At 71.0% G+C, this 19,049-nt stretch carries 16 protein-coding genes and 3 pseudogenes; 12 read left to right on the forward strand and 7 right to left on the reverse strand.

Annotated elements, in window-relative coordinates; all coding sequences use genetic code 11:
- Positions 1-45: 45 nt before the first annotated feature.
- Positions 46-882, reverse strand: coding sequence for an NAD(P)H-binding protein (locus QPK52_RS26945; RefSeq protein WP_410540112.1), 837 nt, complete (start codon positions 880-882; stop codon positions 46-48).
- A 90-nt stretch (positions 883-972) separates the two neighbouring features.
- Here QPK52_RS26945 and QPK52_RS26950 point away from each other — a divergent pair, with 90 nt between their 5' ends.
- Positions 973-1,935: an AraC family transcriptional regulator gene (locus QPK52_RS26950; protein ID WP_410540113.1), complete on the forward strand. Its 963-nt coding sequence runs from the start codon at positions 973-975 to the stop codon at positions 1,933-1,935.
- Between the two features lie 504 nt (positions 1,936-2,439).
- Complete coding sequence (locus tag QPK52_RS26955) at positions 2,440-2,847, forward strand: transposase family protein (RefSeq protein WP_410540115.1); 408 nt, start codon at positions 2,440-2,442, stop codon at positions 2,845-2,847.
- A 108-nt stretch (positions 2,848-2,955) separates the two neighbouring features.
- Here the strand turns inward: QPK52_RS26955 and QPK52_RS26960 are convergent, their stop codons facing one another.
- Positions 2,956-3,609 carry a hypothetical protein gene (locus QPK52_RS26960; RefSeq protein ID WP_410540116.1) on the reverse strand — a complete coding sequence of 218 codons (654 nt, stop codon included), beginning with the start codon at positions 3,607-3,609 and terminating at the stop codon, positions 2,956-2,958.
- A 285-nt stretch (positions 3,610-3,894) separates the two neighbouring features.
- Between QPK52_RS26960 and rph the strand changes: the two genes are divergently transcribed.
- On the forward strand, positions 3,895-6,492 hold the full coding sequence (gene rph, locus QPK52_RS26965) for a rifamycin-inactivating phosphotransferase (RefSeq protein WP_410540117.1): 2,598 nt from the start codon (positions 3,895-3,897) through the stop codon (positions 6,490-6,492).
- A 515-nt stretch (positions 6,493-7,007) separates the two neighbouring features.
- Here the strand turns inward: rph and QPK52_RS26970 are convergent.
- Both QPK52_RS26970 and QPK52_RS26975 read right to left on the reverse strand, forming a co-directional pair.
- Positions 7,008-7,748 carry an SDR family oxidoreductase gene (locus QPK52_RS26970; protein ID WP_410540119.1) on the reverse strand — a complete coding sequence of 247 codons (741 nt, stop codon included), beginning with the start codon at positions 7,746-7,748 and terminating at the stop codon, positions 7,008-7,010.
- A gap of 96 nt (positions 7,749-7,844) precedes the next feature.
- Positions 7,845-8,135, reverse strand: coding sequence for an Atu4866 domain-containing protein (locus QPK52_RS26975; protein ID WP_093658554.1), 291 nt, complete (start codon positions 8,133-8,135; stop codon positions 7,845-7,847).
- A 520-nt stretch (positions 8,136-8,655) separates the two neighbouring features.
- Here QPK52_RS26975 and QPK52_RS26980 point away from each other — a divergent pair.
- Positions 8,656-9,411: an Atu4866 domain-containing protein gene (locus QPK52_RS26980; RefSeq protein ID WP_410540121.1), complete on the forward strand. Its 756-nt coding sequence runs from the start codon at positions 8,656-8,658 to the stop codon at positions 9,409-9,411.
- A 395-nt stretch (positions 9,412-9,806) separates the two neighbouring features.
- Here the strand turns inward: QPK52_RS26980 and QPK52_RS26985 are convergent, their stop codons facing one another.
- Positions 9,807-10,517 carry an SDR family NAD(P)-dependent oxidoreductase gene (locus QPK52_RS26985; RefSeq protein ID WP_101257278.1) on the reverse strand — a complete coding sequence of 237 codons (711 nt, stop codon included), beginning with the start codon at positions 10,515-10,517 and terminating at the stop codon, positions 9,807-9,809.
- A gap of 103 nt (positions 10,518-10,620) precedes the next feature.
- Between QPK52_RS26985 and QPK52_RS26990 the strand changes: the two genes are divergently transcribed.
- Positions 10,621-11,463 carry a helix-turn-helix domain-containing protein gene (locus tag QPK52_RS26990; RefSeq protein ID WP_240958534.1) on the forward strand — a complete coding sequence of 281 codons (843 nt, stop codon included), beginning with the start codon at positions 10,621-10,623 and terminating at the stop codon, positions 11,461-11,463.
- A gap of 113 nt (positions 11,464-11,576) precedes the next feature.
- On the opposite strand, the pseudogene QPK52_RS26995 reads toward QPK52_RS26990, so the two are convergent.
- Together QPK52_RS26995 and QPK52_RS27000 are read right to left on the reverse strand one after the other, a co-directional pair.
- Positions 11,577-11,735: pseudogene (locus QPK52_RS26995) on the reverse strand (Atu4866 domain-containing protein); the annotation flags it as partial.
- Positions 11,736-11,953: 218 nt separating this feature from the next.
- On the reverse strand, positions 11,954-12,793 hold the full coding sequence (locus QPK52_RS27000; RefSeq protein WP_410540122.1) for a helix-turn-helix domain-containing protein: 840 nt from the start codon (positions 12,791-12,793) through the stop codon (positions 11,954-11,956).
- Between the two features lie 314 nt (positions 12,794-13,107).
- Here QPK52_RS27000 and QPK52_RS27005 point away from each other — a divergent pair, with 314 nt between their 5' ends.
- The 7 genes and pseudogenes from QPK52_RS27005 (at position 13,108) to QPK52_RS27035 (ending at position 18,911) form a co-directional block, all read left to right on the forward strand.
- Positions 13,108-13,479 carry a DUF6461 domain-containing protein gene (locus QPK52_RS27005; RefSeq protein ID WP_410540124.1) on the forward strand — a complete coding sequence of 124 codons (372 nt, stop codon included), beginning with the start codon at positions 13,108-13,110 and terminating at the stop codon, positions 13,477-13,479.
- A 142-nt stretch (positions 13,480-13,621) separates the two neighbouring features.
- A pseudogene (locus QPK52_RS27010) lies at positions 13,622-13,834 on the forward strand (IS110 family transposase); the annotation flags it as partial.
- Between the two features lie 46 nt (positions 13,835-13,880).
- Positions 13,881-15,221 (forward strand): annotated as a pseudogene (locus QPK52_RS27015) (IS256 family transposase).
- Positions 15,222-15,300: 79 nt separating this feature from the next.
- Positions 15,301-16,068: a helix-turn-helix domain-containing protein gene (locus QPK52_RS27020; protein ID WP_410540125.1), complete on the forward strand. Its 768-nt coding sequence runs from the start codon at positions 15,301-15,303 to the stop codon at positions 16,066-16,068.
- A gap of 59 nt (positions 16,069-16,127) precedes the next feature.
- Positions 16,128-16,949, forward strand: coding sequence for a S1 RNA-binding domain-containing protein (locus QPK52_RS27025; RefSeq protein WP_410540126.1), 822 nt, complete (start codon positions 16,128-16,130; stop codon positions 16,947-16,949).
- Positions 16,950-17,409: 460 nt separating this feature from the next.
- Positions 17,410-17,952: a hypothetical protein gene (locus tag QPK52_RS27030; RefSeq protein ID WP_101257291.1), complete on the forward strand. Its 543-nt coding sequence runs from the start codon at positions 17,410-17,412 to the stop codon at positions 17,950-17,952.
- On the forward strand, positions 17,949-18,911 hold the full coding sequence (locus QPK52_RS27035) for a hypothetical protein (protein WP_410540127.1): 963 nt from the start codon (positions 17,949-17,951) through the stop codon (positions 18,909-18,911). The genes QPK52_RS27030 and QPK52_RS27035 overlap by 4 nt, the downstream gene beginning before the upstream one ends.
- The last annotated feature ends 138 nt before the right edge of the window (positions 18,912-19,049 follow it).

Raw genomic sequence — 19,049 nt, forward strand, 5'->3', positions numbered from 1 at the left:
CTCCGCTTCCCGGAGCCCGGTACGCCAGGCCAAGGCCCGCGGGACTCAGCACCGCCAGGCTTCCGCTGCCGTGGCCCGCAGGGCGAAGTCCTCGAAGGTCCGCGGCGCGCACCCCAGCACGGTGGCGACGTCGTCCGACGTCCAGGCGGCGGTCCCGCGTTCAAGCAGCACGAACATCTCGGTGAGGTGCTGGGCCTCGTCCTGGCCCCAGCCCTCCTGGACCAACGTCGCGGTGTACTCGGCCGGGGAGACGCGCCGGCAGGCGGTGGGCAGCCCGGACGCCCGGGAGATCAGCTCGACTGCCTCCGCCCAGGTCAGCCCGCGCGGCCCGGTCAGCTCATAGACCCGACCGGCGTGCTGTCCGGGCTCGGACAGCACTGCGGCCGCTACGTCGGCAACGTCCTCAAGGTCGATGAACGGCTCGGGGACCGCACCCGCCGGAAGCGCCGGCTCGCCGGCGGCCAGCGGGGCGCGGAAGGGGTGCCCGTCGAAGTTCTGGGCGAAGTCCGAGGCACGCAGGGTGGTCCATTCCAGCGCCGAGCCGCGCACGGCGTCCTCGGCCGAGCGCATGTCCAGACCGAACGCAGAGTCGCCCCAATCGTCGGCGCCGTGACCGGAGAGCAGGACCAGGCGCCGCACACCGGCGGCCTCGGCCCGCGCCACGAAGTCGTGCACCGGACCGGGCACGGGCACAGGCACCACGTAGGCGGTGGTGACGTCCCGCAGGACCTGGTCCCAGCCGGCGGGGTGGAACCAGTCGAACGAGGTCCGACTGGAACGGGAGGCGGCGCGCACGGGCGTGTCGCGCAGCCGCAACCGGGCGGTCACCCGCTGGCCGGTGTTGCCCGTCGCGCCGAGGACAAGAGTGATGTCGTTGCTCACGGCAGCGAGTCAACGGCACGCACCCGGACGGTTCCATAGGTGATACGCCAGATCACCTGGGCAATCGTCTGAATCGTTTAGCCTTGGCGGGTGGATGCTTTCGGCGACCTACTGCGCGGAGTGCGGGCCCAGGGCTCGTTGTTCGGCAGCTCGACCCTGACCCCGCCCTGGTCGCTGCACTTCGTGGACGGCGCGCCGCTGACCTTGTGCACCGTCCTCTCCGGAGGCGGCTGGATCGTGCCGGAGCGCCGCCCTCCCGAGCATCTGGGCGTCGGCGAGACAATGATCGTGCGGGGCCCCGCGCCGTTCCTCTTCGTCGACGAGGTGGGCACTCGGGCCGAACCCGTCGAGTGCGGCGCGTTATGCTCGACGCCCGAGCAGGGCGGGACCCGCTACCGGCTTGGCTGGCACGACGCCGGTACCGGCGGGGAGGATACGACGACCCTGGTCGTCGGCGCCTATCCGGTGCGCGGGGAGATCAGTCGCAGGCTGCTGGACGCGCTGCCCGTCGTACTGCGCGTGGGGTCCGGCGGCGGGCCCGACCCCGTGTGGGACCATCTCGCCGCCGAGGTCGCCGCCGACACCCCGGGCCAGCAGATCGTCCTCGACCGGCTGCTGGACTGGATGTTGGTGTGCGCGCTGCGCGAGTACTTCGACCGGCCCGGCGGTACTCCGCCAGGCTGGTACTCCGCCGGGCGCGACCCGGTGGTGGGTGGCGCGCTGCGCCTGCTGCACGGGGAACCGGCAGCGCCGTGGACGGTTGCCTCGCTGGCCAGCCGGACCGGGGTGTCGCGGGCCACGCTGGCGAAGCGGTTCACCGACCTGGTCGGCGAACCGCCCCTGACCTACCTCACCCACTGGCGTATGACGCTCGCGGCGGACCTGCTGACCGAGCGCGAGACGGCGACTGTCGCGGAGATCGCCCGCGCCGTGGGCTACTCCGACGCGTTCGCGTTCAGCGCGGCGTTCAAACGAACCCGCGGCATCAGCCCCAGCGCGTATCGGCGCACCGCGACGGCCCCACCCCCGCAGCCGGCCGGCACACCCCCATGACAAGTCCCCCGGCAACCGCCCCCTCGTCCAGGACCCTCCGCTGGTCAGCGAGATAGAGGTGCAACAGCCTCCGAGCGCTCACCTCACCCAGGTGAACAGCAGGCGCTTCGACTGGCAGACAGTCAGCAATCACCCTGCCTGACACACATTCTCGTGTCTGGAGAACCGTCCCACTTCGGCTCCCCCGCCCATCCCGGCCGCGTCAGCGGGCCGTGGGCGCTGGCGCGAAGCACCGGCTGGTCTTCGTCGACCGGCTGCTGGCCACCCTGTGGACCGCTCCACCATCACCCGCGTCGTCGGCGGGATCCGGCTCATGCTCGCCGAGCGCGGCTGCGCCGTCCACCCCTGCGTGCGGCTCACGACCCGCACCAAGGCCATCGACCGCCTCGGCGCTGGCGGCAGGACCGGGATCATCGGCAGCACCGAGATCCGTGTCCGGCCGCCGGACGCGCGGACCGGGAGGCGTTCATCTCCGGCAGGACCAGACAGAACGCCGTCCAGGCCATGGGCGTCACTGGCGACGGCGGCCGCGTGCTGTTCCGCAGCCCGCCCCGGCCGGGCAGCTGCGCGAACTTCACCCACACCTGTCAGCTGGGGCTGGTCAGCCTCCTGCCCGACGGGCCCGCGGTGGAGATCCTCGCCGACACCGGCTGCCGGGGCCTGGGCACGCAGGCCAGCGGGCGGGTGATCACACCACCGCACCGGAAGGTCGCCAAGAACACCTCGGACTGGTACGAGGAGATGTACCGGCGGCAGCGCGCTGCGCACTCCTCGCGGCGCGTCCGGGTCGAGCACGGCATCGCCCATATGAAGAACTGGCGGGCGTTGGCCCGCTGCCTTGGACACCGCGAGTACATCGGCGACACCGGCCAGGCCGTCGCCCGCCTGCACAACCTCGCCCTCGACGCATGATCAACGCGAGGCCCTAACCACAGCTCAGCCTGCCTGCTCACGGCCTTCTGCAACACGCTTGAACGGAACTGATCAGGGTGGGGCCGGTCTCATGTGCGCGGCAGACGGTCATGCCGGGGCGACGAGGACGCCGGGAAGCTCACCGGCCTCCACGGCGTCCCGGTCGATGGCCACGCCCGTGTAGGCGCCCACGGCCGTGAACACCAGCTCGGGCAGGCGCTCGCCATGCTCCTCGAAGTACGCGACGACTTCGGCCTCACCGGTCTCGGGTATCGACGGGAACACCGCGCCCGCGGCGTCGAGGGCCGAGCCCTGCCCGGTGCCGGTGCCGGTGCCGAAGTCAGCCCGGTACGCGCGGGCACCGGGTGCGTGGATGATCTGGGCCGGGGGGCTGAAGCGGTTGGCGGTCAGGCAGAGGATCTCCTCGCCCTCGCGGGGAAGCATCGACTCGGCCTTGCCCTGGTAGCCGGTCGCCCAGGTCGCCATGCCCCAGTCCTCCAGCACGTACGTCCACTCACCGCATATGCCGTACATGGCGCGATTGAGGTGGGAGGAGGGCCGGTCCGGCTGCCCGGCCGGTACGCGTAACTCCCTGTATGGGGTGCGCGCGGCCAGCTCGTCGAGGTCGGCGCCCAGGTTGATGAGGAACTCGTCCGTCTCCACGCCTCGGGCCAGGGTCAGCGAGATGCCGCCGAGCATGCCGGGCACGGCCGACGAAGGGGTGTGGTGGTGTGCGCTCATCCACGCGATGCCGCCACTCATGCCGGTCAGGCTATCGGCCGGTACCGGCAGCGCCTCGGTGGCGGCAACGGGCCCGGGCGGCACCGTCTGAGACGCAACCTCCCCGGGAAACCCGGAAGGCGAGGAGATCGCTCTCCTCGCCACACCCAACTTATAGCGCACCGGGGGGCTTGCCACAAGACCCCCATCAGAGCGGAGAATCGGCGGCCGATGCCCGACAACCTGCGGAAATGAGGGGCGCGACGTGTGCGTGCGGTGGTCGACGTGCGGGGAAGCGGCGGTGCGGTGGTCCCGGAAGGCGGCGCGATGAACGAGCAGTACGTGGTGGACCTCGGAGAGGTCGCCGGGATCCAGGTCGCGGCCGTCGGCGGCAAGGCGGCGCACCTGGGTGAGTTGTCACGGATCGAGGGGATCCGGGTGCCGGCCGGCTTCTGCGTGACGACGGACGCCTTCCGGCGGGTCGTGGCGCACGTGCCGTCGATCGACGAGCAGCTCGACGAGCTGGCGCGGGCCGCCCCGGACGACCGGGAGACGATACGCACGCTCGGCGCGCGGCTCCGCCGTGCCGTCGAGGGAGCAGCCGTCCCGGGCGACGTCGCGGAGGCCATCACCCGCGCCCTCGCCCGGTTCGGCGAGCGGGCCGCCTACGCCGTCCGCTCCAGCGCGACGGCGGAGGACCTGCCGACGGCCTCCTTCGCCGGCCAGCAGGACACCTACCTGAACGTCGTGGGGCCGGCGGCGGTCCTGGAGCACGTGAGCCGGTGCTGGGCCTCGCTGTTCACCGAACGGGCCGTCACCTACCGGCTCAGGAAAGGCATCGACCACCGCACCGTCCGCATGGCCGTGGTCGTGCAGCGGATGGTCTTCCCGGATGCGTCCGGCATCCTGTTCACGGCCGACCCCGTCACGGGGCACCGGAAGACCGCCACCGTGGACGCCGGGTTCGGCCTCGGCGAGGCCCTGGTCTCCGGACTGGTGAACCCGGACGTCTTCAAGGTGCGGGACGGCGAGATCGTCGACAAGACGATCGTCGCCAAACAGCGCGCCGTCCACGCCCTGCCGGCAGGCGGCACGCGGGATGTCGCCGTCGACGCCCGGCGGCAGGAGCAGCCGGCGCTGACGGATGCCCAGGTCTTGCGGCTCGTACAGCTCGGGCGGCGGATCGAAGCGCACTTCGGCCGCCCCCAGGACATCGAATGGTGCCTGGACGGCGACGACTTCCACATCGTGCAGAGCCGGCCCATCACCACGCTGTTCCCCGTGCCCCGGGCCGGCGACCGGGAGAACCACGTCTACGTCTCCGTCGGGCACCAGCAGATGATGACCGACGCCATGAAGCCCCTCGGCCTCTCACTGTGGCGGATGACGGCCATGGCCCCCATGCAGGAGGCCGGCGGGCGGCTGTTCGTGGACGTCACCCCGCACCTGGCCGCACCCGCGAGCCGCGCTGCCCTCCTGGACATGATGGGGCGGGAAGACCCGCTGATCACGGACGCGCTGCAGACGCTCCTCGGCCGCGGCGACTTCGTCCCGTCGCTCCCCGACACGAAACCCGGCGGGCCACCGGCCGGCGGCGCCCCCGCCCCGATCGACACCGATCCGGCCCTCGTCACCGAACTGGTCGGGCGTAGCCAGGCGTCCGTCGCCGCGCTGGAGCGCGACATCCGCACGAAGACCGGACCGGAGCTGTTCGACTTCCTGCTGGAGGCATTCGAGGACCACAAACGCGTCCTCGGTGATCCGCTGAGCATGCAGGTGATCATGGCGGGCATGGAGGCCACCTGGTGGCTCAACGACCGCTTGCGGGACTGGCTGGGGGAGAAGAACGCGGCCGACACGCTCACGCTGTCCGCCCCCGGCAACGTCACCTCGGAGATGGGACTGGCGCTGATGGACGTCGCGGACGCCGTCCGCCCGCATCCGGAGGTGGTGGCGTTCCTGCAGGGCGTCGAGGACGACGACTTCCTCGATGACCTGGCGAAGCTCCCGGGCGGACCCGAAGCGCGCGACGCCGTCGAGGCCTACCTCGACCGCTACGGGATGCGTTGCGTCGGCGAGATCGACATCACCAGGCCGCGCTGGCGGGAACGGCCCGCCGCCCTCGTGCCCGCGATCCTCGACAACGTCCGCAACTTCGAGCCGGGCGCCGCCGCACGTCGTTTCGAGGAAGGCCGGCAGAAGGCGCTGCGGAAGGAGCAGGACGTACTGTCCCGCCTGCGAGCCCTGCCGGACGGGGAGCGGAAGGCCGGCGAGACCAAGCGGATGATCGACCGGATGCGCACCTTCATCGGGTACCGGGAGTACCCGAAGTACGGCATCGTCAGCCGATACTTCGTCTACAAGCGGGCCCTGCTCGCCGAGGCCGAACGGCTCGTGCGGGCCGACGTGCTCGCCGGGAAGGAGGACGCCTTCTACCTCACCTTCGAGGAACTGCACGAGGCCGCGTGCTCGCATCGGGTGGACGCCGGGCTGATCCGGCAGCGCAAGGACGCGTTCCGTGCGTACCAGGCGCTGACCCCGCCCCGGGTGCTCACCTCGGACGGTGAAGCCGTCAACGGGGCGTACCGACGCGACGACGCACCGGCCGGCGCCCTGCTGGGCCTGCCGGTCTCCGCCGGGACCGTCGAAGGGCGGGCCCGCGTAGTCCTGGACATGGCGCAGGCCGATCTCGAAGAGGACGACATCCTGGTCACGGCCTACACGGACCCGAGCTGGTCGCCGCTGTTCGTCGGGATCGCGGGCCTGGTGACGGAGGTGGGCGGCCTGATGACCCATGGCGCGGTCATCGCCCGGGAGTACGGCCTGCCGGCGGTCGTGGGCGTGGAACGGGCCACCCGCCTGATCCAGGACGGCCGGCGAATCCGCGTCCACGGCACCGATGGCTACATCGAGTTGCTCTCCTGACCGGCGGCGTCCCAGGAGGCCGCCTTCTCCCCGGCCGGCCCCTCGATGATCCCGGCCAGGCCCGCGCCCCCGTCACCAGGAACGCGTCACCGCCTACCCGGCCCGCTGACCGCGAGACGTACAGCCGCCTCCACGGTGGGGTAGGACACGTCCCGCCCGCCGAACACGAAGCCCTCCACCTCCGGAGCACCCAAGAAACCCAGGCCGCAGGCGCAGCTCCGAGCCTCCAACGAACCCGGAGCGGTTCAGCCGGGGTGGTCCGCCGCTCAGATCCGCGAGAGTCGGGCAGGAAGGAGCTGGACGCCCCCACCCAGGGGAAGCCGCCCGTCTCGTGAGTCGTGCGAGGTGAGACCGTTCGGTGGTGTGGCCCAGCACCCCCGAGGAGGGCCGTTCTCTCCTGCTTGCGGGTCGTGGGCCAAGGCGGCAGCGGGTTGGACCCGGCGGCCGCGCCCCCTGGTGCGGACGACGACGCCCCGCCCCCGCCGTGAGCGGTGGGGGCGGGGCGGGTGACCGGCTCAGGCGTGGCCGGCGGTGGGGCGGACGATGATCTCGCTGACGTCGACCTCGGCGGGCTGGTCGATGGCGAACGCGATGGCCGCGCCGACGGACGAGGCCGGGATGGCGACGCTGCGGTAGGTGCGCATCTCCTCGCGGCCCACCGGGTCCGAGATGGACTCCGCCAGTTCGGACTCGGTGACGCCCGGGCAGACGGTGGTGACCCGGATGTCGCCGTCGACCTCCTGCCGCAGGCCCTCCGAGACGGCCCATACGGCGTACTTGGTGGCGCAGTAGACGGCCGCGGTCGGGGAGACCTGGTGGGCTCCGATGGAGGCGACGTTGACGAACTGGCCGTGGCGCTGGGCCTGCATGACCGGCAGTGCGGCCGCGATGCCGTGCAGGACGCCGCGGACGTTCACATCGATCATGCGGTTCCACTCGTCGAGCCGGAGCGCCTCCAGCTTGGACAACGGCATCACACCGGCGTTGTTGACCAGGACGTCGACGCGACCGTGCCCGCTGTGGGCGGCGTCGACGAAGACCCGTACCTGTTCGGCGTCGGTCACGTCCAGAGGGTGGTACTCGGCGCTGCCGCCGGCCGCCCGGATGTTCTCGGTGAGTTCTTCGAGCCGTTCGGTACGGCGGGCTCCGAGAACGACATGGTGGCCTCGCTCGGCGAGCAGTTTGGCGGTCGCCGCGCCGATGCCGCTGCTGGCGCCGGTGATGAGGACGACCTTCTGGCTGGTGGAGGGGGTCATGGGCGAAGAACTCCTTCGGAGTGGAGCGGCCGACGCGGTGGGCGGGCGCTCACGAGTCGGGGGTGGCGGCTCAGGCCGCCCGCAACCGGATCCCGGTCATGGCCGGGCTCCCCGCCGGGCGCGCGGGTCGCCCTCGCGGTAGAGCACGAGGTGCTCGTGGAAGAGAACGCCGTCGCGGACGTCGCCGGTGGCGGTGAAGCCGGTGTCGTCGACGTAGTCGAGGTGGCTGCCGGTGACGGTGTAGCGGCCGGTGTAGGCGCTCCGGCGGTCGCCCCGGGCCTCGTCGTAGCGGCCGTCCGGCAGCAGTTCCTGGCGGATGAAGCCGTCCGCGGTCACCCACATCCCGACGTACTCGTGTTCATCGCGTGTCGTGTCGTTGCTGGTCATGGCTCCACCCTCGGCCCCGCGGCGGGAAGCGACCAGGCCGCCGTCCTCCTGGGTGAGGGCTTCCTGGGTGCCGCGCACCCACCGTCGCGAGCGGCAGGGCCGTACGGCAGCGGCGCGGCGGACGCACACGGCCGGCAGTGACGCGGTGGGGGCGTCCGCCTCGGCCGGGGCCCTCGCGGCACGCCGCTCCGCGGATCGGATGCGGAGCTCTCGTCGTCGGCACCCGGCAGCGGTGCCGGCCCGCGCGGGCCCGGCCGCTCCCCGCGGCACGGCTGCCGTGATCACCGCCCGGTTCGCTGAACAGGCCCTTCGCAAGCGCTCCTTACGCACCACCGCAGCGGGCGGCACCCATTGTGGGTGCGGCGGACCTGGGGGCAGGGCGGCCTGGTTCCGATGACCGAACCCTTCGAAGCTGATGGAGCGGAAGCCGCCTGGCGTCATCCACCGCCCGCCCGGCTCCCGGCAGCGCACTTCGCGCATCGCACACACCGATCACCCCGAACCCACCGAGGAACGAGCAATGAGCGCTACCGACACGGACATCGCGGGCTGGAACTCCAAGGCCCTCGACGAGATCCTCTCGAACGACGCGGGACGTCCCGTCCTGTTCACCAACGCCCGCATCCTGACGATGGACCCGCTGATCGGGACCATGACCGGTGCCGACATCCTGTTCGTCGGCTCCCTGATCGTCGCGGTCGGTCCGTCCCTGTTCACCGCGGCGGAGGACGACAACGCCATCGTCGTCGACGCCACGGGCACGACCGTCGTCCCCGCCGTCGTGGACACCGTCGCGCTGGCCGGCGGCCGCGGCGAACGCTCGGAGTACGTCGCGACGCTGACCCCGGGCAACACCAGCGACCTGCTGGTGCTGCCCGACGAACTCGCCGCCGACGTACCGAGCGCCCTGGCCACGCTCATCTCCCGGCCCGAGCAGGTCCGCGCGCTGATCGCGGCCGGCCGGCCCGTGCTGTGGGCCGGCGCCGACGCCCCCGGCCGGGCCACCGCCCCCGAAACGGGCATCCCTGCCTCACCGGACCTGACCGGCAACCCGCGGGTCGGCGTCTGGATCGACCAGGACGACTTCCTGCACCAGGAACTCACCGCCGACGGCCGCTACGACGAGACGCGGGGCGGCCGCCCGCACGCCTACCAGGGCCGGTACTGGATGGACGGCGACCGGATCGACTACCTCGACGACCTCGGTTTCTGGGCCGTGGGGTACTTCCGCGGTGACGAACTGCACCACGTCGGCTACATCATGCACCTGGGCTGATCCCTCGCGCGGCGCCGTGATCACTTTTCCTCCGGGAAGGCCGTTGTCGGCCGACCCGGGGGAAGCCTCGGCACCACCGCCGGCCCCCTCGTGCCTGCTGGACGCCCACCGACGCGGACTCGCCGAGACCGGGCCGCGACACCACGTCACCCGCGCCGCGATCGGCCTCGCCCGCACCCGCGTCTCACCTCTTCGCGGCACTGCGCCCCGCTGGACGAGATCCAGCGGGGCGCAGTCAACCGACAGCGTCCTGCCTGCCGGAGGGGCGGGCGGCTGTCCGGATCCGCGGGGCAGGCGGCCTGGGCGGCGGCTTCGGCCGCACGCTGTCCACGATCATTCTCTCGTGGTGGTGCGATACGGCCGCGGCGCGCGGTCGCCGGGGGACAGCCAAGGGGCTACCAGGGCACGGGGCCGGTGGCGCCGACGAAGGCGGGGCTCGGCGTACCGGGCCCGGCGGTGGCGGCGGCGACGATCGCCGAGGCGCCTTCCGCGACGCTCTGGGTGCCCTGGTGGCCGTTGAGGTCGGTCGCGGTGAATCCGGGGTCGACCGAGACCACGCTGATCTGCGGGAAGGACTGCGCGTAGACGGCGGTGAGCATGTTCAGCGCGGCCTTGGAGGAGTTGTAGGCCAGCAGCGGCGCCCATGCGGGGAGCAGTTCGGTGTGGGCGGCCGGGTCGGCGTTGATCGCCAGGGAGCCCAGCGCGCTGGAGACGTTGACGATCGCGGGCCGGGCCGCCTGCTGGAGCAGGGGCAGGAAGGCGCGGGTGGTGCGCACTGCGCCGAAGACGTTGGTGTCGAAGACCTGCAGCAGGTCAGTGGCGGTCAGCTCGCCGGCCGGGGCGGCCGGGCCGGCGATGCCGGCGTTGTTGACCAGGACGTCCACCCGGCCCGCCTCGGCGCGCACCCGGTCGGCGGCCGCGGCGACGGACGCCTCGTCGGTGACGTCGATCAGCAGCGGACGGGCTCCCAGGGCCTTGGCCGCCGACTCGCCGCGGTGGGCGTCGCGGGCACCGGCGTAGACGGTGTGACCGGCTGCGACGAGGCGGCGGGCCGTTTCGAATCCGAGGCCCTTGTTGGCCCCTGTGATCACGGTGACTGTTGCCATGCCATTCACCCTGCGCGCCGCGACGAGGGACAGGGAGAGCCCTCCTCAGCGGGGGGTCGGCCAGTACCAGGCTGTTCCTCGGCAAGCGGCGGACAATGGATGGGTGAACGACGATCCCGCGGCCCTCGGCCAGGCCCTGCGCCACTGGCGCGACCGCACGAGCCCTGACGACCTGGGCCTGCCCCGCGGCGGGGTGCGCCGGGCGCCCGGGCTGCGCCGCGAAGAGCTCGCCCAGCTCGCCGGCCTCTCCGTGGACTACGTCGTCCGCCTGGAGCGGGGCCGGGCCACTTCGCCCTCCCCGCAGGTCCTGGCCTCCCTCGCCCGCGCCCTGCGCCTGACCGAGACCGAACGCGACCACCTCTACCTGCTGGCCGGTCAGGCTCCGCCCACCAGTGGCCAGGTCTCCCCGCACGTTCCGCCGAGCGTCCAGCGCCTGCTCGACCAGCTCAACGGCAGCCCACTCAGCGTCCACGACGCCGCGTGGAACCTCATTTCGTGGAACCCCCTGTGGGCCGCCCTGATGGGGGATCCGTCCCCCTGGCGCGGCAGGGACCGCAACATCGCCTGGCGGCACTTCACCGGCCGGCCCACCCGCGTCACCCACGACCCCGACCAGCAGGACCGCTTCGAGACCGCCCTCGTCTCCGACCTGCGCTCCTCCGCCGCCCGATACCCCCGGGACACCCGGCTCACCGCGCTGATCAACGACCTGCGCGGTGTCAGCGACCGCTTCGACGACCTCTGGAACTCCCACACGGTCGGCTTCCACACCACCGACAGAAAGACCGTCCACCATCCCGGCCTCGGGCCGGTCGCCGTCGACTGCGACACCCTCACCGTCCCCGGCAACGACCTGCGCATCGCCGTCTGCTCCGCACCGGCAGGCACCGCCGCAGCCGACCGGTTCGCCCTGCTGAACACCATCGGGACTCAGGTTCTCGGCTGACGCGACCTGCGGTCCCAGGGTGGTGTACCGCTGATTGCGCCCGAGCGGCGGACTCGCCGGACCACCGGGCGGCGGTTGCTTGTCCGAGACGACCAGGCGGCCTCACTCCGGGCCGTTTCGTCGACGTACTCGATCCGGGTACCGGAGACCTGGTGGGGACCCGTGTAGGCGCTCTCCCGGTCGCCGCGCGCCTCGTCGTAGCGGCCGTTCGCGAGCAGTTCCTGACGGATGTGCCCGTCGGCCGTCACCCACATCCCGACGTACGGGTGCGGCGAGGCGTTGGCGACCTCGGCCGGGAGCGTTGGTGTGGGCGGTGGTGCCGCGGCCGGCGGGAGCTGCTGCGGACTGCGCTGTGCGGCCTCGCCGGAACCGGGGAGGCTCCCGCTGTCCGGTGCCGCGGTGCACGCGGTGAGACCTCCCACGATGAGGAGGATGACGCGTGTGACGCCGGCCATGGTCGCGGAGCGGGCCCTCACACGGCCCGCCTCGGTCAGTCGTCCTGGTGCCCTGGGTGGGTGGTCACCGCCAGCGAGCCGAGCAGGCGGAGCGCGTCCGTGGTCCCGGTGCCCTCCTGGGCGTGGTAGACGATCAGCTGCTGCCCCGGGGCGGAGCGCACGTCGAAGGTCTGCATGCGCAGGGTGAGTTCACCGACGTCGGGGTGCAGCAGCACCTTCGCGGCGTCACTCTTGCCCCGCGCGTCCCGCCTCCGCCAGAGGTCGGCGAACTCGCGGCTGCGCTCTGAGGCGGTCTGCAGTACCTCCTGGACCCGCGGGTCGTTCGGCCGGGCACCCTCCAGGAAGCGAAATCCCGCGACCGCGTTGGCCGCGGCCCTCTCCCAGTCCGCGTGGAACGCGCGGACCGACGGGTCGAGGAACATCGTGAGCAGCACGTTCGCGCCGGGTTGCAGGTGAGGGAAGGCGGCCCGCCCCAGCGTGTTCGCGGCCAGGACGTCGTAGGCCCGCCCCAGCAGCAGGGCCGGCGTGCGGTCCCACAGCTCGACCAGGGCCAGCAACTGGGCATCCGCCCGCTCGATGCCGCCTTCGTTGTGCGGGAGCGGGGTCAGGCCCGCGATCCGGTACAGGTGCAGCCGGCCGTCGTCGTCCAGCAGCAGCGCGTCGCTCAGGGCGTCCAGGACCTGCGGCGACGGGCGCCGCTCACGTCCCTGCTCCAGTCGCACGTAGTAGTCGACGCTGATGCGGGCCAGCATCGCGACCTCTTCGCGCCGCAGGCCGGGAACCCGTCGCCGCCCGTCCTCGGGCAGCCCGACGTCGGACGGCGTCACCTGCGCACGCCGGCCCCGCAGGTAGTCGCCCAGTTTCGAGGTGTCCATGTTGCTCAGGCTAGGCTCCCGAGCGGCTGGGAGCCTGGTCCCAGTACCCCCAGGACAGGTCGCGGTCCCCTGCGGTGCCCCAGTCCGTCGAGGGTGGAGGCCATGCCCGGCATCGCCCGCCTGCACAACCTCGCCCTCGCCGGATGAGGCGCAAGCCGGCAGGTCGGTCAGTGTGTCCCAGAACGTCTACGGGACAACCTCAGCGGAGTCTCGCGGACACGAACAACGACAACCCCGGCCGTCAGGTGCGGCTGACCTTCCTCGGACAGCCGTCGAAGGGGCGAACCGGGCCGCGGCGCGACCGCCGACGGCTGATGGTCGAGCCCGTTGGTTTCCTCGGCGTGACCCGGTCGGTGGCCGAGCCGCTGTCGCGGGGCACCATGGTGGTCTCGCACTCCCGCACCATCGAAGCCGCCGACCGCTTCCGCTGGTACCAGGACGGCGTCGAGCGGTTGTCGTTCGAGCCGCTGTTTCCCTACCGGCGCGGCGGCAGCACCCCGGAGGTGGCGGTGGAGCAGATGCGGGCGGCCGGCTTCGACCTGCGCGCCGGCACCGAGCGGGACATCGGCCTGCCCACACAGGCGGCGTTCGCGCTCGCCGAGCGCCTCACCGGGGTGCAGATCACCCGCGAACTGCTGGAGACGGCCCCGTTGACCGGCACTCTGGTCGACCTGCCCCGCCCCTGACACCAGCACCCCCAGCGGGTCCAGGCAGCCTGCTCCAACCCGCCGTTGGAAAGTGGACGGCGATGCGCCGCCCTCGGGGTCCTTTGCGCAGGTGCATCCAGACGACCACGCCCTGGCCGCGGAAGACCCCGGCACACTGCAGGCCACGCACCGGAAAGCCGACCGCCGCAGACTCCTCGAAGTGATCCGGCCCAAGACCCCGCGCATGGCCGCCCGGCTGGTCAACGAGATCTTCGGCGCGCTCGATGAACAAACCGTCGTCGTCCCGGGGACAGGCACCCTCGACGTCGTGGTCCCGTCCCTGGCCCGTTCCCTGGCGGCCGTCCACGAACAGCGCCGGGCCCTGGAAGCCCGGGACTGTAAATCGTTCGGTGTAACTCCTGATCAAGGAAGATGCGCCGATGACCAGTGAGAACGTGGCTGAGCAGGACGCTGTCGAGTCGGCAGCGGCTGTGTCGGCGAAGGCCGTGGACGACCGGCTGATCGACGAGCTGGTGGGGCGGGCCCAGGCCGAGGGCCTGCGGCTGACCGGCGAGGGCGGGCTGTCCCCGCAGGGGGCAACCCCCGGCAGCAGCTGACCAGGCGGCTGCTGGAGTCCGCCCTGGAGGGCGAGATCACCGACCACCTCGGCTATGACAAGCACGATCCGGCGGGCAAGAACGGCGGCAACTCGCGCAACGGCACACGCGCCAAGACCGTGCTGACCGACGTGGGGCCGGTGGAGATCGTCGTGCCCCGCGACCGGAACGGCTCCTTTGAGCCGAAGGTCGTCAAGAAGCGGCAGAAGCGCCTGACCGGGGTCGACGAGATGGTGATCTCGCTGGCCGCGAAGGGCCTGACCACCGGCGAGGTGCAGGCCCACCTGGCCGAGGTCTACGGCGTCGACGTCTCTGGCCAGGCCATCTCCACCATCACCGACAAGGTCCTCGCGGGCATGGCCGAGTGGCGGAGCAGGCCCCTCGACCCGGTCTATCCGGTGGTCTTCGTCGACGCCATCCACGTGAAGATCCGTGACGGTGCGGTGGCCAACCGGCCCGTCTAGGTGGCCCTGGCGGTCACGGTCGAGGGCCGGCGGGAGATCCTGGGCCTGTGGGCCGGTGACGGCGGCGAGGGCGCCAAGCACTGGCTGCACATCCTCACCGAGATCAAGAACCGCGGCGTCAGCGATGTGCTGATGCTGGTCTGCGACGGGCTCAAGGGCCTGCCCGAGGCAGTGGAGACCGTCTGGCCTCGCACGGTGGTGCAGACCTGCGTGGTGCATCTGCTGCGGAACTCCTTCCGCTATGCCGCCCGCCAGGACTGGGACAAGATCGCCAAGGTTCTGAAGCCCGTCTACACGGCGCCGACCGAGGAGGCCGCCCTGGAGCGGTTCGCCGAGTTCGCCGACGCCTGGGGCCGGAAGTATCCGGCGATCGTGCGGCTGTGGGAGAACGCCTGGGTGGGGGTGCCCCCGGACGGAGTCTGGGGGAGAGTTCACTCCGTTCCTGCGGTTCGATGCCGAGATCCGCCGCATCGTCTGCACCACCAACGCGATCGAGTCGGTGAACGCGCGGATCCGGCGGGCGGTCAAGGCCCGCGGACACTTTCCCAACGAGACCGCCGCTCTGAAGTGCGTCTACATGGCGATCATGTCCCTCGACCCCACCGGCAAGGGACAGGCCCGCTGGACCATGCGCTGGAAGACCGCGCTGAACGCCTTCGACATCACCTTCGACGGCCGCCTGTCGGCGGCCCGTCAGTAGCCCCAACTACCCTCGTTACACCGCTCGTTTGACAGACCCGGTCCTCGCGACACCCGCGATCTGTGGGAGCTGCAAGGACGTGGACGTTGAGCGGGGTGATCTTGCGGGGTTGCGGGAGCGTTTCCTTGCGCGGCTGGATGTCGTGGGGAATGTGACCGTGGTGGCGCGTGAGCTGGGGGTGAACCCGAACACCGCCTTCGGCTGGGCCCGGAAGGCCGGACGGATCTCGATGCGCCTGCCGCGCCGACATCCCGGGCGGGAGGATTACCAGCGGCTTCGGGCCGCAGGCGCCACGGGCCGGGCAGCTGCCCGGCAGGTCGGCGTGAACGAGCGCACCGCCAAGGACTGGGACTGGGGCGTCAAGAAGACCGGCACCACGCGCACCTATGCGGACGGGAGCCGCATCGACTACGCGGCGGGGACCGTCACGATGTGCGGTGTGACCACGGCACCGGTGGGCCTGACGGCCCTGGAGAAGCAGCTTCACCCGCGTTTCCTGACGCTCGCCGAACGCGAACGGATCCGCGATCTGCGTGCGGCGGGGTGGTCGCTGCGGGCGATCGGACGGGCCCTGGGGCGGCCGGCGAGCACGGTCAAGCGAGAGATCGACACCAACTCGGGCACCGAGGGCAACCGGCCCTACGCGGCCCACCGGGCGGCCGCCGTGCGCAGACCCCGGCCCAAGGACCGCAAACTGCTGCGCGCGGGCCAGCTGCGCCGTTTCGTCCGGGACAGACACGGGCCCGCTGGCTCTCCTGGCGGCCCGTTGCTGTTGTGTCCTCTGACAATGAAGTTGGACGGCTTGCTGGCAAAGTTGGACCGGTCAGGCGGCTATCCCGAGCGATGACACGCACCTGGTCACGAGAGTTGGAAAAAGTGCGACCGGCGCTGACTAGGCTCACCTCCGTGTCCGAGCCAGCTCCTGACCCCCGCCTGCAGTCCTTGATCAACCAGCTCCGGCCAGGGGCCGTGAGAACGGTGAAGGTCACCGGGTTCGACGGGGCGGACGTCCTGGTGCAGCTCGTAGATGCCGCAGGGGAGAAGGCCGAGACCGGCCGGATTCCTGGCCATGAGGCGTCGATGCGTCGGGTGGAGCATCCATCCGAGCTGTTCGAGGTCGGCCAGGAGATCGACGCCGAAGAGATCGGCCGTTGGCGCGAAGGTGAGCTTCACCTCTCCGCCAGGGCGTGCGAGATTCCGGCCCTGAGGTCCTTCCTCCTCGCGGTCGAACGAGGGCAGGTCGTGACTGGAACGGTCGCCGAGGTTCACAACTTCGGGGTCTTCGTTCACATCGATGGCGAGCCGAACGGCTTCTGCACCGGCTTCATCCGGGTGCCGGACCTGACGTGGGGCTGGATCAACCACCCCTCCGAGGTGGTCGAAGCCGGCCAGCGGATCACCGCTGAGGTGGTCGTCACCGAGACGCGCTCCGGACAGGTCACGCTGTCATTGAAGGCTCTGCAGGAAAATCCACTCATCCGGTTCGCGGATCAGGTCGGCTGCGTTCTCACCGGGCCGATCATCAAGATCGTTCCATTTGGTGTGTTTGTGCAGCTTGCTCGCGACGTCGTGGGGTTCCTGAACCTCTCGGAGCTGACTGACGAATCGGTCGAGACCCCGGATCGGCTTGTCGATGAAGGCGAGCTGATCACAGTGAAGGTCGCCGCGGTCGACCTTCAGCGCCACCGGGTGCGGCTGGGCCCCGCTGGTCGGGCGGACAGAATCTAGCGAACTGTGCGAAGTAACGCGGCGTCCCCGTACGCAAGAGCCGGTGCCCCCGCCTTGCCCCAGCCCTCTCGGTCCGACATCAATGGCAGGAACGCAGCGGTCGTCCAACTTTCCTGGCAATCGGTCCAGGTTCAGCGTCAGGGGACATGTTGCACTGTGAGGGCGTGTTCCGGCAGGCTGCGCCCGGAATCGAGGTGTCACGCACCCCTGTCACGCTCCGGCCGCCACACGCTCTGAACCGGGGAAACGCCCCTCAACCCCCCGTATCTGCCGTCAACGTGACACCCCCGGGCAGGCACCGATGCACGGGGTTGATCGGCATGGTTTCGGCCACTGCATCTGATTGCACGGCGGGGCCCGGACAGGTGCGGATACGGTCGATCAGTTTGACGGCTGGCGGTGGCTGCCGTTGGGAAGTGTCCGGTCGGCGCGTCGTCGCATCGCGGGTGGAGGTGGTTCGGTGGACAGCACCGAGCAGCAGATCGAGGAGCAGTTCGCGCAGCTTCAGCAGAAGGTCGGCGCTCGCCATGCCGAGGTGCTGAAGCATGCCGACAGTGACCAGTTCGCGGTGGAGTACGCCCGCCTGGTGAACTCCACCAGCAAGCTGGTGGAGTTCGAGAAGACGATCCCCGAGCGTCTGGCCGAACCCGATCGCAGACGCAGTGAGCGCATCGTGACGTGGTCCTGGCGCGGCCAGGCAGCCGTCGGCGCGGTGTTCATCGCGCTCGTCTTCGTCCTCGACCGCTCGACCTGGTGGCTGGCCCTGCTGGTCCCGCACTTCGTGGGAACGGTGGCCGGTTGCTTCCAGAAGGTCGATGTCGAACAGCACCGTGACCGCCGCTTCGGGGCCGTCGGACTGCACGTGGTCGCGCTCCTGGTGGCCCTCATCAGCCTGAGCGTGATCAGCCGGTGGTTCATCATCGCCGCCGCTGTGGGCTGGATGCTTGTCGCCGGGTCCTCGATGGGCAGCACGGACGCGGACCCGAAGGGGGCACGGCGGTGAGCGACGACTACGGCTACCAGGTCCGCCGTCTGGAGACCCGGACCGGCGGGATGGAGCACGAGCTGCACTCGCTGCGTTCGAAGCTGGGGGAGGTTGAAGACCTCGACTACGAGCTGCGCGACATCCGCAGCGGCATCCGCAACCTCGAGGACGACCTCAGCACCGTCCGCAACGATCTCACCGAGCTGGACGACGACGTACGCGGCCACATCCAGGACACCGATCAGTCCCTCAAGCGGCTGACCGGCCGCCTCCAGGCCCTCGAAGCCCACCTGCTCGCCGCGGGCGGCGCCCCACTCGCCGACCTCGACACCATTGACCCAGAGTGGAAGAAGCTGGCCAGGAACGCCAACCACGGCTGGCACGTACGCTCCGGCCTGCTCCCCAGACACCAGCGCGAGGCCCACCGCTTCAAGGTTCGCGAGTACGAAGGCGCGATCGCCGAACGCGATGAGCACCGCGACAAAGTGGTGGAGGCCGCCGGCATCCTGGCCACTCAGCCGCGCACGTCCCGCGATTTCAAGCAGGCCGTCATGGACTTCGGCATGTCCCGCACCCTCGCCGAGAGCCACGATCAGCGGGCCCGGCAACTCGCCGGCCCTGCCCGCGCCGCCCAGGCCGCACTGGCCCAGGACGACACTCTCAGGCAGGCGAAGGCGTCGCTGATCGAGCAGGGCGACAAGGCGGAGCGGAAGCTGAACTGGCTGCTGCGCGGCCGTCTGGCCGACGCCATCCGCAACCGCGCCCTGCTGCCCATGTGGTTCGTGACCGTACTCGGTCCCGTGCCGCCGGCGCACAAGACGCAGGAGTGGATGGACCTCGCCACCCAGGTCCTGGCCTACCGGGTCGCCTACGGGATCACGGACCAGGTCGTCGCGCTCGGACCGGCGCCCGACGAGTACGTGCCACGCCGCACCGAGTGGCACAGCGAACTCACCAAGGACCTGCGCCGCTGGTAACCCGCGTGGATGAGCGACACCAGTGACCACCACGGCCTGCAACACAGCTGTGCAACACGAGGTGCAACACAGGGCACGTTGCACTCCTGACCTGCCAGAACATCGCCCGGCGCACACAGCAACGGACCCCATGCCAAC

Source organism: Streptomyces sp. KL2 (assembly GCF_046529545.1).
In the GTDB taxonomy this organism is placed as follows: domain Bacteria; phylum Actinomycetota; class Actinomycetes; order Streptomycetales; family Streptomycetaceae; genus Streptomyces; species Streptomyces radiopugnans.

Excerpts from the sequence above, each read along its gene's own strand:
- QPK52_RS26975 (WP_093658554.1), bottom strand. The coding sequence starts at position 8,135 with ATGACCAGCAACGACACGACACGCGATGAACACGAGTACGTCGGGATG.
- QPK52_RS26960 (WP_410540116.1), bottom strand. The coding sequence starts at position 3,609 with ATGAGTGGCGGCATCGCGTGGATGAGCGCACACCACCACACCCCTTCG.
- QPK52_RS27000 (WP_410540122.1), bottom strand. The coding sequence starts at position 12,793 with ATGGACACCTCGAAACTGGGCGACTACCTGCGGGGCCGGCGTGCGCAG.
- QPK52_RS26955 (WP_410540115.1), top strand. The coding sequence starts at position 2,440 with ATGGGCGTCACTGGCGACGGCGGCCGCGTGCTGTTCCGCAGCCCGCCC.
- QPK52_RS27005 (WP_410540124.1), top strand. The coding sequence starts at position 13,108 with ATGGTCGAGCCCGTTGGTTTCCTCGGCGTGACCCGGTCGGTGGCCGAG.
- QPK52_RS26970 (WP_410540119.1), bottom strand. The coding sequence starts at position 7,748 with ATGACCCCCTCCACCAGCCAGAAGGTCGTCCTCATCACCGGCGCCAGC.
- rph (WP_410540117.1), top strand. The coding sequence starts at position 3,895 with ATGAACGAGCAGTACGTGGTGGACCTCGGAGAGGTCGCCGGGATCCAG.
- QPK52_RS26985 (WP_101257278.1), bottom strand. The coding sequence starts at position 10,517 with ATGGCAACAGTCACCGTGATCACAGGGGCCAACAAGGGCCTCGGATTC.
- QPK52_RS26980 (WP_410540121.1), top strand. The coding sequence starts at position 8,656 with ATGAGCGCTACCGACACGGACATCGCGGGCTGGAACTCCAAGGCCCTC.